General features: G+C 69.5%; 13 protein-coding genes. 6 read left to right on the forward strand and 7 right to left on the reverse strand.

What is annotated here, in order from left to right:
• Nucleotides 1–5: 5 nt before the first annotated feature.
• Nucleotides 6–1022: a ketol-acid reductoisomerase gene (ilvC, locus tag EOD42_RS19615; protein WP_127789279.1), complete on the forward strand. Its 1017-nt coding sequence runs from the start codon at nt 6–8 to the stop codon at nt 1020–1022.
• Nucleotides 1023–1211: 189 nt separating this feature from the next.
• Here the strand turns inward: ilvC and aceA are convergent, their stop codons facing one another.
• Nucleotides 1212–2489, reverse strand: coding sequence for an isocitrate lyase (gene aceA, locus EOD42_RS19620; protein WP_240655232.1), 1278 nt, complete (start codon nt 2487–2489; stop codon nt 1212–1214).
• Nucleotides 2490–2695: 206 nt separating this feature from the next.
• Between aceA and EOD42_RS19625 the strand changes: the two genes are divergently transcribed.
• Nucleotides 2696–4087 (forward strand): helix-turn-helix domain-containing protein, encoded by a 1392-nt coding sequence (locus tag EOD42_RS19625; protein WP_127789281.1) that lies wholly within the window; start codon nt 2696–2698, stop codon nt 4085–4087.
• Nucleotide 4088: 1 nt separating this feature from the next.
• A complete protein-coding gene (locus tag EOD42_RS19630; RefSeq protein WP_127789282.1) occupies nt 4089–4727 on the forward strand; it encodes a glutathione S-transferase family protein in 639 nt (212 codons plus the stop codon).
• 50 nt (nt 4728–4777) lie between these two features.
• Here EOD42_RS19630 and EOD42_RS19635 read toward each other — a convergent pair whose 3' ends face one another.
• From EOD42_RS19635 to pdxH, 3 genes are read right to left on the reverse strand one after another with little or no spacing between them, the layout of a single operon-like run.
• Nucleotides 4778–5656: a universal stress protein gene (locus EOD42_RS19635; protein ID WP_127789283.1), complete on the reverse strand. Its 879-nt coding sequence runs from the start codon at nt 5654–5656 to the stop codon at nt 4778–4780.
• A gap of 36 nt (nt 5657–5692) precedes the next feature.
• Entirely contained in the window at nt 5693–7144 is a 1452-nt protein-coding gene (locus tag EOD42_RS19640) for a bifunctional aminoglycoside phosphotransferase/ATP-binding protein (RefSeq protein WP_127789284.1), read from the reverse strand.
• Nucleotides 7144–7722 carry a pyridoxamine 5'-phosphate oxidase gene (gene pdxH / locus EOD42_RS19645; RefSeq protein WP_127789285.1) on the reverse strand — a complete coding sequence of 193 codons (579 nt, stop codon included), beginning with the start codon at nt 7720–7722 and terminating at the stop codon, nt 7144–7146. The genes EOD42_RS19640 and pdxH overlap by 1 nt, the downstream gene beginning before the upstream one ends.
• 122 nt (nt 7723–7844) lie before the next feature.
• Between pdxH and fabI the strand changes: the two genes are divergently transcribed.
• The 3 genes from fabI to EOD42_RS19660 all read left to right on the forward strand — a co-directional run bounded on the left by fabI (nt 7845) and on the right by EOD42_RS19660 (nt 10298).
• On the forward strand, nt 7845–8681 hold the full coding sequence (gene fabI / locus EOD42_RS19650) for an enoyl-ACP reductase FabI (RefSeq protein WP_127789286.1): 837 nt from the start codon (nt 7845–7847) through the stop codon (nt 8679–8681).
• A 1-nt stretch (nt 8682) separates the two neighbouring features.
• Nucleotides 8683–9279, forward strand: a complete 597-nt coding sequence (locus EOD42_RS19655; RefSeq protein ID WP_127789287.1) for an HAD family hydrolase — start codon at nt 8683–8685, stop codon at nt 9277–9279.
• A gap of 104 nt (nt 9280–9383) precedes the next feature.
• Complete coding sequence (locus EOD42_RS19660; RefSeq protein WP_127789288.1) at nt 9384–10298, forward strand: DUF808 domain-containing protein; 915 nt, start codon at nt 9384–9386, stop codon at nt 10296–10298.
• 58 nt (nt 10299–10356) lie between these two features.
• On the opposite strand, the gene EOD42_RS19665 is transcribed toward EOD42_RS19660, so the two are convergent.
• The 3 genes from EOD42_RS19665 to EOD42_RS19675 are packed head-to-tail and all read right to left on the reverse strand — an operon-like array spanning nt 10357 to nt 13131.
• Nucleotides 10357–11244 carry a prephenate/arogenate dehydrogenase family protein gene (locus tag EOD42_RS19665; RefSeq protein WP_127789289.1) on the reverse strand — a complete coding sequence of 296 codons (888 nt, stop codon included), beginning with the start codon at nt 11242–11244 and terminating at the stop codon, nt 10357–10359.
• A complete protein-coding gene (gene hisC / locus EOD42_RS19670) occupies nt 11237–12325 on the reverse strand; it encodes a histidinol-phosphate transaminase (RefSeq protein WP_127789290.1) in 1089 nt (362 codons plus the stop codon). Before hisC ends, EOD42_RS19665 begins: the two co-directional genes overlap by 8 nt.
• The gene (locus EOD42_RS19675) at nt 12322–13131 is read right to left on the reverse strand and encodes a chorismate mutase (protein ID WP_127789291.1); all 810 of its coding nucleotides are present in this window, start codon (nt 13129–13131) and stop codon (nt 12322–12324) included. The genes hisC and EOD42_RS19675 overlap by 4 nt, the downstream gene beginning before the upstream one ends.
• Nucleotides 13132–13158: the final 27 nt, after the last annotated feature.

Consider the following 13158-nt stretch of genomic DNA (forward strand, 5'->3'; position numbering starts at 1 on the left):
AGCAAATGCGCGTTTACTACGATCGCGACGCCGACGTTAACCTGATCAAGGCCAAGAAGGTCGTGATCGTGGGCTTCGGCAGCCAGGGCCACGCCCATGCCCAGAACATCCGCGACAGCGGCGCCACCGAGGTGGCCATCGGTGCCCGCCCCGGCGCGTCCTGGAAGAAGGCCGAGGCCGCCGGCTTCAAGGTGATGACCCCCGCCGACGCGGCGAAGTGGGCCGATGTCGTGATGGTGCTGACGCCGGACGAACTGCAGGGCGACCTGTACCGCGAGCACCTGCACGACAACATGAAGCCCGGCGCGGCGCTGGCCTTCGCCCACGGCCTGAACGTGCACTTCAACCTGATCGAGCCCCGCGCCGACATCGACGTGTTCATGATCGCGCCGAAGGGCCCCGGCCACACCGTGCGCGGCGAATACCTGAAGGGCGGCGGCGTGCCGTGCCTCGTGGCCGTGCACCAGAACCCCTCGGGCAACGCGCTGGAAATCGCGCTGTCCTATGCCTCCGCCGTCGGCGGCGGCCGCTCGGGCATCATCGAGACGACCTTCAAGGAAGAGTGCGAGACCGACCTGTTCGGCGAGCAGGCCGTGCTGTGCGGCGGCCTGGTCGAGCTGATCAAGGCGGGCTTCGAGACCCTGTGCGAAGCCGGCTACGCCCCCGAGATGGCGTATTTCGAGTGCCTGCACGAGGTGAAGCTGATCGTCGACCTCATCTATGAGGGCGGCATCGCCAACATGAACTACTCCATCTCCAACACCGCGGAATACGGCGAATACGTCACCGGCCCGCGCATCGTCACGCCTGAGACCAAGGCCGAGATGAAGCGCGTGCTGAACGACATCCAGACCGGCAAGTTCACCCGCGACTGGATGCTGGAGAACAAGGTGAACCAGGCCTCCTTCAAGGCGACCCGCCGCAAGCTGGCCGAGCACCCGATCGAGGAAGTGGGCGCCAAGCTGCGCGCCATGATGCCCTGGATCACCAAGTCCGCCCTGGTCGACAAGGCCAAGAACTGATCCCACGGCCGACAGGCCGCGGATCCGAGGGGCGCCCCGCTGCATGGCGGGGCGCCCTTTTTCATGCCCATACGAGATCGCCACCGGAGGTTTCCCCCCGGTGGCGACGCACCCCATCCAGCGGGGGTGCAGGCGGCCCGTCCAGCGGGGCCGCTCATCACGGTCAGCCGTGGAACTCAGCCATGGAGCTCAGCCATGGAACTGGGCTGCCTCGGTGCTGTGGGCCATCGCCGTGGTGCTGGCCTGCCCGCCGCTGGCGGCCATGGCCACCGCGTCGAAGTAGCCCACACCCACCTCGCGCTGGTGGCGCACGGCGGTGAAACCCTCGCTCTCGGCCGCGAACTCGGCCTGCTGCAGCTCGCTGTAGGCGCCCATGCCGCGCTCGGCATAGCCACGGGCCAGCTTGAACATGGACAGGTTCAGGCTGTGGAAGCCCGCGAGCGTCACGAACTGGAACTTGTAGCCCATGGCCGCGATCTCGCGCTGGAAGCGGGCCGCCGCCTCCACACCCATCTTCCGCTGCCAGTTGAAGCTGGGCGAGCAGTTGTAGGCGAGCATCTTGCCCGGGAACTGGCGGTGGATCGCCTCGGCGAACTCACGCGCGTCGTTCAGATCGGGGTCAGACGTTTCCCACCACAGCAGGTCGGCATAGGGCGCATAGGCCAGGCTGCGCGCGATGGCGTACTGCTTGCCCATGCCCGGCGTGATGCGGAAGAAGCCTTCGGGCGTGCGCTCGCCGCTGATGAAGGGGCGGTCGCGCTCATCCACATCGGCCGTCAGCAGCTGGGCCGATTCCGCGTCGGTGCGGCACAGCAGCACGGTCGGCACGCCCTCCACATCGGCCGCCAGGCGCGCCGCGTTCAGGGTGCGGATATGCTGGCTGATCGGCACCAGGACCTTGCCGCCGAGGTGGCCGCACTTCTTCTCCGAGGCCAGCTGGTCCTCGAAATGCACGCCCGCGGCGCCGGCCTCGATCATGCCCTTCATCAGCTCATAGGCGTTCAGCGCGCCGCCGAAGCCGGCCTCGGCATCCGCGATGATCGGCGCCATGTAGTGCGTGTCGTCCTCGCCCTTGCCGGTCAAGCGCTCCAGCGTGGAGATCTGGTCGGCGCGGCGCAGCGCGTTGTTGATGCGGCGCACGACGGTCGGCACGCTGTCCACCGGATAGAGCGACTGGTCGGGGTACATCTGCCCGCCGGAATTGGCATCGGCCGCGACCTGCCAGCCCGAGAGGTAGATGGCCTTCAGCCCGGCCTTGACCTGCTGCAGCGCCTGCATGCCGGTCAGCGCGCCCAGCGTGTTCACGAAGGGCTCCTCGGCCAGCAGGCGGCGCAGGCGCAGGGCGCCCTGCTCGGCCAGCGTGTGCTGGATGCGGAAGCTGCCGGCCAGGCGGCGGACGTCCTCCGGGGTGTAGTCGCGGCGGATGCCGTCGCCCCAGCCGGGGGCGCCGCCGCCGGGGCCGCGCATGGTGCCGTCAGGCGCGAAATTCGGTTCGGTGCGCATGGTCGTCTCCTTCTGGTGCCGGTGCGGTGATGTCGCTCCGGGCGTGAAGTGAAGATTTCACATTGCGGGTTCCGGACGAAAGATAGATAAATGATGTCAATCGGTAAGCCGGTAAATCACTCCCGCTTCGGCGGCGCAAAAAAGTAAAACATGTAAATGGGGCGAAGCTGATGTCGAAACCGCTGATCGGGCGCGTGGTGCGCCGCCTGCGCACCGAACAGGGCGTCGCCCAGCAGGCGCTGGCCGCGCGGCTCGGCATTTCCGCCAGCTATCTGAACCTGATTGAGCACGATCAGCGCGCCGTCACCGCCGCCATCCTGATCAAGCTGACCGAGGCGCTGGGCGTGGATATCGCCACCCTCTCCGGCCATTCCGAGAAGGCGATGGAGACCAGCCTGCGGGAGGTTTTCGCCGACCAGGCGCTGGGCAGCGAGAAGGTGCCGGATGTGGAGGTCGCAGCACTCGCCGCCTCGGCCCCCGGTGCCGCGCGCGCCATCCTCGCCCTTTATCGTGCCTGGCGCGTCGCGCGAGAGGACAGCGCGGGCCTCGCCCTGCCCTCCGGCCGCCGCCTGCTGATGCCGACCGAGGAAACGCGGGATTTCTTCCATGACCGCGCTAACCATTTCCCGGCGCTGGAGGCGCTGACGGAGACGCTGGGCCAGGAGCTGGGCGCCACGGCCGCCGGCATGAACCACGCGATCGCGGAGCGCCTGCGCAGCCGGCATGGGGTTCGCGTGGCGGTGGGGCCGCTGGACGGCGCGCTGCGCCGCTATGACCCCGCGGCGCGGCTGCTGGCGCTCTCGGAAACCCTGCCGCGCGAAAGCCGGGGCTTTCAGATGGCCTTCCAGCTGCTGCTGCTGGAGGCTGGGGAGCCGGTCGACACGCTGATCCGCGATGCCGCCCCCTCAACCCCCGACGCGGCCGCGCTGATCCGCATCGGGCTGCTGAACTATGCCGCCGGCGCGCTGCTGATGCCCTATCAGCCCTTCCACGCGGCCGCGCGCACCCTGCGCCACGACCTGGACGCGCTGGCAGCGCGCTTCGGCGTCTCCTTCGAACAGGCGGCCCATCGCCTCTGCACCCTGCAGCGGGAGGGGCTGCGCGGCCTGCCCTTCTTCTTCCTGCGGGTGGACCTGGCGGGGAATGTGGACAAGCGCTTCTCGGCGGCGGGCTTCCCCTTCGCCCGCTTCGGCGGCAGCTGCCCGAAATGGGTGGTGCACCAGGCCTTCACCACCCCGGGCACGCTGCGGGTGCAGCACGCCGCCCTGCCCGATGGCGCGCGCTTCCTGTGCTTCGCCCGCACGGTGCAGGGCCAGGGGCGCGGCTGGGGGGACCCGCCGCCGCTGCATGTCGTGGCCATGGGCTGCGACGCCGCCCATGCGGGCGACATCCTCTATGCCGAAGGCATGGACATGAAGCATGACCCCGTGGGGATCGGCCTGTCATGCCGGCTATGCGACCGCACGGATTGCCGCAGCCGGGCCTTCCCGCCGCTCGATCATCGGCTCACACTCGACCCCAATGAGGATGGAACCTCACCCTGGCGTTTCGAGAAAGGCTGACATGCTGACGATTCTGGGCCGCGCGAACAGCGTGAACGTGATGAAGGTGCTTTGGTGCCTGGAGGAGCTGGGCACGCCGTATGAGCGCCGGGACGCCGGCATGCAGTTCGGCCTAGTGGACACCCCCGAATACCGCGCCATGAACCCCAACGGCCGGGTGCCGACGCTGGAGGATGACGGCTACGTCCTGTGGGAGAGCAACTCCATCCTGCGCTATCTGTGCATGAAGGCGGCGGGCGATGGCGGCGGGCTGTATCCCTCGGCGCCCGGGGCGCGGGCCAGCGTGGACCGCTGGCTGGACTGGCAGCTGTCCATCGTCAGCCCCGCGGAGCGCAACCTGTTCTGGGGCATGGTGCGCACGCCCGAGGAAAAGCGCGACTACGCGCTGATCGACAAGGCGGTGGCCGAGATGGGCGCGAACTGGTCGATCATCGACCAGCGCCTGTCCGACGGCCGCGCCTTCCTGGAAGGCGAGGCGCTGACCATCGCTGACATCGTGCTGGGCTGCTACGCGCGGCGCTGGTTCGGGGCGGAGGTGCAGCGGCCCGGCATGGCGGCGCTGCCGGCCATGAAGGCCTGGTACGGGCGGCTGTCGGCGCGGCCGGGCTTCGCGAAGTTCGTGGCGCCGAAGCTGTTCTGAAGGAAGGGGGGCGTCGCTGCCTGAGAGAAGGCAGCGGCGCCCTGCCCTGCTCAGCGGCGCATCAGCACCGGGATATCCGCGTTCTCCAGTACATGGCGCGTCACGCCGCCCAGGATCAGCTGGCGCAGGCGCGAATGGCTGTAGGCGCCCATGCAGATCAGGTCCGCCTCGAAGTCGCGCGCGGCGGCCAGCAGGCCCGCGCCGACATCCTTCGAGATGGGCTTGAACTGCTTGCCCTCGGCATCGACGCCATGCCAGTGCAGATAGGCCAGGATGCCCTCCACCTTCGGCCCACGGCGCTGGTAATCCTCGGAATACAGCACCTGGCGGGCCTGCGCATGGTGCAGCCAGGGCAGCGACACGTCGATCGCGGAGGCGCTTTCGGCCGTGCCGTTCCAGGCGCAGCAGACGCGGTTGCCGATGGTGGCCGGGGGCGTCAGCGGCGCGATCAGCACCGGGCGGCCGCTGTCGAACAGCACGGCATGCAGCGCGTCGCTGCTGGAGACATCGCTGTCCGCCTCGGGGTGCGGCACCACGGCCAGGTCATAGAGGCGCGCCTGCTGCGCCACCACATCCTCCTCACGGCCCGGGATCGATTCGAAGGAGATGGTGACGCCATCGGCCTTGTTCGCCGTCTCCGCGCTGTCGGCCAGCGTGATGGGGCCGGCATGGGCGACGAAGCGCTCGAACAGCGCGCGCACGCGCCCGGCGCGCTCGCCGCTCTCGCGCTCGGTCGCGGCCATCATTTCCTCGATCATCGCACCCGACAGGCCCTCGCCGGCCAGGGGCGCCACGTCGCGCGCATCCACGCGCACATGGAGACAGTGGATGTGGGAGTTCCAGATTCGCGCGGTCATCAGCGCGGTCGCGAGCGCGGCCTCACCGGCCGCGGTACCGGTCAGCGGCACCAGGATGCGGCGGAATGCCATGGTCTGATACTCCCTAAAACGAGTGATGCTGGAAGGTTATGGCGAAGCGAAGGGCAGCAAGTCCAGCGCCTTGCGTGCCATTGCCTCGGTGCCGGACGCGGCATCGATACGTTGCCAGACAATCGGGCCCGGATCGCGCGCGGCACTGGTCTCCAGCACGGCGACATCGGCATCGGACGCATCGCCTTTTCTGGCGGAAACCCTTGCGCGCAGCGTATCGAGCGGCGCTTCCAGCCACAAGCCGGTGAAGGAGGGGTGCAGCGCGGCGGCGGCCTCGCGCTCCTCGGGCCGCGCGAAGACGGCGTCGAGAATCGCCGCGTGCCCGCCCTCCAGCGCGGCAGCGGCCATGGCGCGCATCTCGGCGAAGACGGCAACGCTCGCGCCCGCCGTGTAGTGTTCGGCGGCAAGGCGGGTTTCGGGGGCCACCCCGGCCAGGCGCTTGCGCGTGTCGTCGCTGCGCAGGATCAGCGCGCCGGGGGCCGGGCCGATCTGCGGCGCGAGCTGCCGCGCCAGAGTGGATTTGCCGGTGCCCTGCAGCCCGCCGATGGCCAGCAGGCGCGGCGCGCGCGGCGCCAGATAGGCCATGGCCGCATCCAGCAGCCCCCGCCATTCCTGCCCGCGCCGGGCCTGCACATGGGCGCGGATGACGGCCCGTAGCGAGAGCCACAGCGGCAGCCCCCGCACCAGCGCCGCATCGCCGCCGCGCGCGACATAGCGGTTCAGCACACGGTTCGCGGCGGGCCGGCCATGGCGCTGTTCCAGGTCCATCAACAGGAAGGCCAAGTCATAGCCCACATCGATTCCGGCCAGCGCCTCGTCGAATTCCAGCGCGTCGAAGGGCACGGGGCGGCCTTCCAGAAGGCAGATATTGCCCAGGTGCAGGTCGCCATGGCAGCGGCGGCGAAAGCCCTGTGCCCCACGCGCGTCGAGCCAGGGCGAGAGCCGCGCGTGTTCGGCCGATGCCGCCCGGTGCCAGCCCTGCGCCGCAGCGGCCGGCACCCCGGCCTCACGCATCGCGGCCAGATTGCCGTCGATCACGGGGCGCAGCCGGTCCGGCCCTGCCAGGACAGGCTGGACGGCATGCATGGCCGCCACCGAGTCGGCCAGCGCGTCCAGCATGGCGCCCTCCGGGCAGGGGCGCGCATCCAGGAAGGCATCCGCCGGCAGCCGCTTCATCCGCAACACCCAATCGAGCGCCGGGCCCCCACCACCCAGGCGCGGCGCGCCGTCCGGGCCGCGCGTGATGGGCTCGACGCCCAGATAGAGGCCCGGGGCATAGGGCGCATTGATCGCGCATTCGCGCCGCAGCAGGCGCTCGCGCTCCGCCAGCGCGGTGAAATCCAGGAAGCCGAGGGCGACCGCCTTCTTCAGCTTCAGTGCCTCGCCATCGCCCAGGAACACGGCGGAGATATGCGTCTCCACCACCCCCTGGCCGGTGAGGCGGGCCAGGAAGCCCGCCACCTCCTGCTGCGTGGCGGGCACTTCCATCAGGGGTACTGCGTCTCGATGGCCCAGCCGTTCTCGACCGGCGTGAACACCCGGCGCTCATGCAGGCGGAAGGGCATGTCGCGCCAGAACTCGATTCGATCGGGGATGATGCGGAAGCCGGACCAGTGCGGCGGGCGCGGGATCTCACCCAGGCCGAACTTCACCGTATACTCGGCCACCGCCTTCTCCAGCGCCCAGCGGCCTTCCAGCGGGCGGGACTGCTGACTGGCCCAGGCGCCGATACGGCTGCCGCGCGGGCGGCTGGCGTAATACTCGTCGGCCTCGGCGTCGCTCACCACCTCCACCGCGCCCTCGACGCGGATGGAACGCCGCAGCGACTTCCAGTGGAAGCACAGTGCCGCGAAGGGGTTGGCCAGAAGCTGGGTGCCCTTCCGGCTCTCGAAATTGGTGTAGAAGACGAAGCCGCGCTCATCCACGCCCTTCAGCAGCACCATGCGCGCGCTCGGCCGGCCTTCCGGCGTGCAGGTGGCCAGGCACATGGCGTTGGGGTCGTTGGGCTCGGATTTCGTGGCCTCGGCCATCCAATCGGCGAAAAGGGCATAAGGCTCGTCGGCCATCGGTCCATCCTGCAGCTGCCCCGGCGGAGTATAGCCGGGTCGCCCAGATATGCACCCAGGCCTTGCCCGCGCCAGGGGGCTGTGCCACGAAACCGCTCGGTAACAACAGCACGCACGGACCCATGCCCGAAGAAGCGACGAGCACGACGCCAGCCGCCGGCACCCTGATGCAGGGTCGCCGTGGGCTGATCATGGGGGTGGCGAACCACCGCAGCATCGCTTGGGCCATCGCCCAGGCCTGCGCGGCACAGGGCGCCGAGATAGCCTTCACCTTCCAGGGCGAGGCGCTGGAAAAGCGCGTCCGCCCGCTGGCCGCCAGCATCGGCAGCGATTTCGTCATTCCCTGCGACGTCTCGAGCGACGAGCAGATGGATGCGGCCTTCGCCGAGGTGGAGAAGCGCTGGGGCAAGATCGATTTCTTCGTCCACGCCATCGGCTTCGCCAACAAGGAATACCTGCGCGGGCGCTACCTCGACACGCCGCGCGACGTGTTCCTGCAGGCGCTCGACATCTCCTGCTTCTCCTTCACCGCGACGGCGAAGCGGGCGGCGGCGATCATGAACCCGGGCGGCTCGCTGCTCACCCTGTCCTATCTCGGGGCCGAGACCTGGATCCCGCACTACAACATCATGGGCGTGGCCAAGGCGGCGCTGGAGGCCAGCGTGCGCTACATGGCGGCCGACCTCGGGCAGGACGGCATCCGGGTGAACGCGATTTCCGCCGGGCCGATCAAGACACTGGCCGCCAGCGGCATCGGCGATTTCAGCTACATGCTGAAGTGGAACCAGTACAACAGCATGATGCGCCGCAATGTGGGCCTCGAGGAAGTCGGCAATTCCGGCCTCTACCTGCTCTCCCCGCTCTCCACCGGCGTGACCGGAGAGGTGCATCACGTCGACTGCGGCTATCACGCCGTGGGCATGAAGCACCCCGACGCGCCGGACATGACGGTCGAGTGAGGTGAGCACCCCCTGGTTCGTCTTCGACGTGGGCGGCGTTCTCGTGGATGAGACGCGCTCATGGCAGGGCTGGGCCGGGGAGCTGGGCGTGACCTACGACGCCCTGTGGGATGCGCTGTGCGAGGATATCCGCGCCGGCCACTCCCACCGCCACACCATGCAGCGCCTGGCCCCGGGGCGGGACATCATGGCCATCCGCCGCGCGCGGCTGGCGCTCGATGCCCCGCTGGAGCACGACCTGTACCCCGATGTGCGCCCGGCCTTCGCCGCCCTGCGCGCGCGTGGCGTGCGCATCGGCATCGCGGGCAACCAGCCGCTGGAGGCAGCCCCCGCGCTGGAGGCCCTGTCGCTGGGCGCGGAGTTCATCGCGACCTCGGCCGGGTGGGGCGTGCAGAAGCCGCATCCGCGCTTCTTCGAAGAGGTGCTGAAGGCCTGCGGCGCCGAACCGCACGACATCACCTATGTGGGCGACCGGGTGGACAATGACGTGGTGCCGGCGCTGGCGGCCGGGATGCGGGCCGCCTATGTGCCGCGCGGGCTGTGGGCGGGCATGGGGGCATCGCCGGTGCCGGCGCTGTCGGCATTAACGGAACTGTAGGCCAACCGAATCCGGGGTGGGGCATTTATGCTCCCGATCCGTGAATCGAGGTGAGCCGTGCGACACCGCCTTCCCATTCCCTTTCCCCTTCCCCTTCCCCGCGCATGAGCGTCGGACTTCTTGCCCTGCTGGATGATGTCGCGGCCATCGCGAAGATCGCCGCATCCTCCATCGACGATGTCGCGGCCCTGTCGGGCAAGGCAGGCCTGAAGGCGGCCGGCGTCGTCATCGACGATGCGGCCGTGACGCCGCGCTATGTCATCGGCTTCGGCCCCAAGCGGGAATTGCCCATCGTGGGCAAGATCGCGCTGGGGTCCCTGCGCAACAAGCTGCTGATCCTGCTGCCCATCGGCCTGGCGCTGACCGCCTTCCTGCCGCAGGCCATCCTGCCGCTGCTGATGCTGGGCGGGCTGTATCTCTGCTACGAGGGGGTGGAGAAGCTGTTCCACCACCACGACGCCAAGGTGGTGACCGCCGCCCCGCAGGATGCCGAGGCGCTGGAACGCGAGCGCGTGTCGGGGGCTATACGCACCGATTTCATCCTGTCGGCCGAGATCATGGCCATCACGCTGGGCCAGTTGGAGGATACCAGCTTCTGGATGCGGGCCGTGGTGCTGGCGGTGGTCAGCATCGTGATCACGGTCGCGGTCTATGGCGCCGTGGCGCTGATCGTGAAGGCCGACGACGCGGGCCTGGCGATGAGCGAAAGGCGCGGTGCCGCGACCCGGGCCCTGGGCCGGGCGCTGGTGAAGGGCATGCCGGGCTTCCTGGCCCTGCTGGGCGCGGTGGCCGTGGTGGCGATGCTGTGGGTCGGCGGCGGCATCGTGCTGCACGGGCTGGAGGGGTTCGGCTGGAAGGCCCCCGCGCATCTGGTGCATGAGGCCGCGGTGGCGGCCGGTGCCGCCGTGCCGGCCGCGAGCGGGCTGGTGGAATGGCTGGTGACCGCCGTGGCCGGTGCCGTGACCGGGCTGGTGCTGGGTGGGCTGATCGTGCTGGGGATGAAAGCGGTGAGGCGGTAGCCTCGCCGCAGGAGCGCCCTTTGCCGGGGACGGGGGCCGGGGGCAACGCCCCCGGTGATCACGCCTGCTTCCGCTCGATCAGCCCGCGCCGGATCTTCCGCCCCCGCGCCAGCCGGTCCTCGATGAACTCCGCCTGGCCGTAGCGCACGGCGCGCCCCAGCGCATGCGCGTCCTCGCTGAAGCGCGCCAGCATTTCCAGCAGCGCCTCGCGGTTGTTCAGAAAGATGTCGCGCCACATGTCGATGTCGCTGGCCGCGATGCGCGTGAAGTCCCGGAAGCCGGAAGCCGCGAATTTCAGCACCGCCTCGCGCGTTTCCTCCGCCAGGTCATCCGCCGTGGAGCAGATGGTGAAGGCGATGAGATGCGGCAGATGGCTGACCATGGCCACGACCTTGTCATGGGTCGCGGGGTCCATGGTCTCGATCATGCTGCCCGCGCGTTCCCACATCGCGCGCACCTTGCCGAGCGCGCCGGGGTCCGTGTCCTCCAGCGGGGTGATGATGCAGTAGCGGCCCTGGAACAGTTCAGGGAAGCCCGCATCGGGGCCGCTGTGCTCGGTGCCCGCCATGGGGTGGGCCGGCACGAAGCGCACGCCGGGGCCCAGATGCGGCCGCACGTCGCGCACGACGGAGGATTTGGTGCTGCCCGCATCGGTCAGGATGCAGCCCGGTGCCAGATGCGGCCCGATCTCCTCCATGACCTTCGCGTAGACACCCACGGGCACGCAGAGGACGACGCAATCCGCCCCCTGCACGGCCTCGGCCAGCGTCTCGGCCACCGTGTCGGCGAAGCCCAGTTCCCGCACGCGGTCGCGGCTGGCCTGGGACTTCGCGGTGGTGACGATATGCCGCGCGACATCGCCGCGCGCCCGCGCCATGCGGGCGATGGAACCGCCGATCAGCCCCGGCCCGATGATGCAGAGCCGCTCGAAAAGGACGTCACCCATTCTTGGCAAAAGCAGCGATGGCGTCGGCCACCATCGTGCATTCCTCTGCCGTGCCGATCGTGATGCGCAGGCACTGGGCCAGGTCGTAGGAGGCCATGCCCCGCACGATCAGCCCGCGCGAACGCAGCGCCTCGTCAGCCGCCTTGCAGCGAGCGGGGGTGCCGAAATCGGCCAGGATGAAATTGCCGTGGCTCGGCCACACCTTGATGCCCTGGGCCTCGATCGCGGCCGAGAGCTTGGCGCGCCATTCATTGTTGTGCGCGACGGACTTCTCGACCCAATCGGGCTCCGCCAGGGCGGCGACGGCCGCGGCCTGGGCCGCGATGTTCACGTTGAACGGGCCGCGGATGCGGTTGATCACATCGCAGATCGCCTGCGGGAAATAGCCCCAGCCCACGCGCATCCCGCCCAGGCCGAACACCTTGCTGAAGGTGCGGGTCATGACGGTGTTGGGGGTGCTGTCGACCAGCTTCGCCCCGGCCTCATAGGAGGGCTCGGTCACATACTCGGCATAGGCCGCGTCCAGCACGAACAGGACGTGCTCGGGCAGGCCCTTCTGCAGGCGCTCGACCTCGCTCTGGGGCAGCAGGCTGCCGGTCGGGTTGTTGGGGTTCGCCAGGCACACGATGCGCGTGCGCGGGCCGACGGCGGCCAGCATGGCGTCCACATCGGCCATCAGGTCCTTCTCAGGCACCTTGATCACGCGGCAGCCGGCATAGCGGCCGGTGATGTCGTACATCGTGAAGCCGTGCGCGCTCATCACCAGCTCGGTGCCTTCGCCGCCATAGGCCTGGATGATGTGCAGCAGGATCTCGTCGCTGCCGGCCCCGCAGATGATGCGCGCGGGGTCGAGCCCGAAACGCTTGCCGATCGCCTCACGCAGGGCGGTGCTGCCGCCATCCGGATAGCGGTGCAGCTCCTTGGCGGTTTCCACGAAGGCGTCCATCGCCGCCGGCGGCGGGCCGAAGGCGCCCTCGTTGGAGGAGAGCTTGATGATCCGGTTCACGCCCGGGATCTTGCTCTGCCCAGGGGCATAGGCCTCGATCGAGAGGATGCTGGGGCGGGGAGCAGGGGCGGTCATGCGGAAATCCCTCTGATGGGCGTGGCATAGGCGCCGAGCGGGCGCGTGTTGATGAAGTTCAGCGCCGCGAGGCGGCCGTCGCCGGGCTCGATCAGCCCGTCGGCCTCGAACAGGAAGCGCGACACATGGGGCAGGCGACGCGCGATCAGCAGCCGGGCGGTGATGCCGGCCTCGGCCAGGCCCTGCAGCACGGCCCCGCGTGAAAGCTCGGGGTCGGCCTCGACCAGCAGCAGGGAACGGTCGTCGTCCGAGGCGTCCGGCATGCCGTGGGCCACGATCAGCGCCTCGGGCCCCGGATTGCCCTCGGAGAAGAAGGGCAGGCGCGCGACCACCGCCAGGCGCGGTGCGTCGAGCGCCGGCCACCACTCCAGCTCGGTCGGGTCGGCCTCGTTCGGGAAGGGCAGCACGGCGATGGCGGCATCGCCGTTGCCGACGGCCGCCAGCGCCTGGGACGGTGTGGTGAAGGCGCGGGACGGCATGCCCATGCCGAAATGCTCGGCCACCAGCTTCGGCACCGCATCGCCCACGCCGTGATAGGCCAGGGAGAAGTTGTTCTGCTGGCGGATGGAGGTCGCGAACATCTCCCTCCAAAGACGCACCAGCGCCGCCGCCGGCAGGGGGCCGGAGTGGCGGCCGATCAGGCGGCGCAGGATCCGGGCCTCGCGCCCGGGGCGCAAGGTCGGGCCGCTGGCCTTCACGCGGCTGGCGGCTAGGCCTGCCACCACGTCGGCGCGGCGCATCAGCAGATCGTGCAGGGCGTCGTCGATGGCGTCGAGTTCAGCGCGGACGTTGGCGAGCGTGTTCATTGCGTGTGCAGCAATAGCCTTGGCGCG

The organism is Rhodovarius crocodyli (genome assembly GCF_004005855.1).
In the GTDB taxonomy this organism is placed as follows: domain Bacteria; phylum Pseudomonadota; class Alphaproteobacteria; order Acetobacterales; family Acetobacteraceae; genus Rhodovarius; species Rhodovarius crocodyli.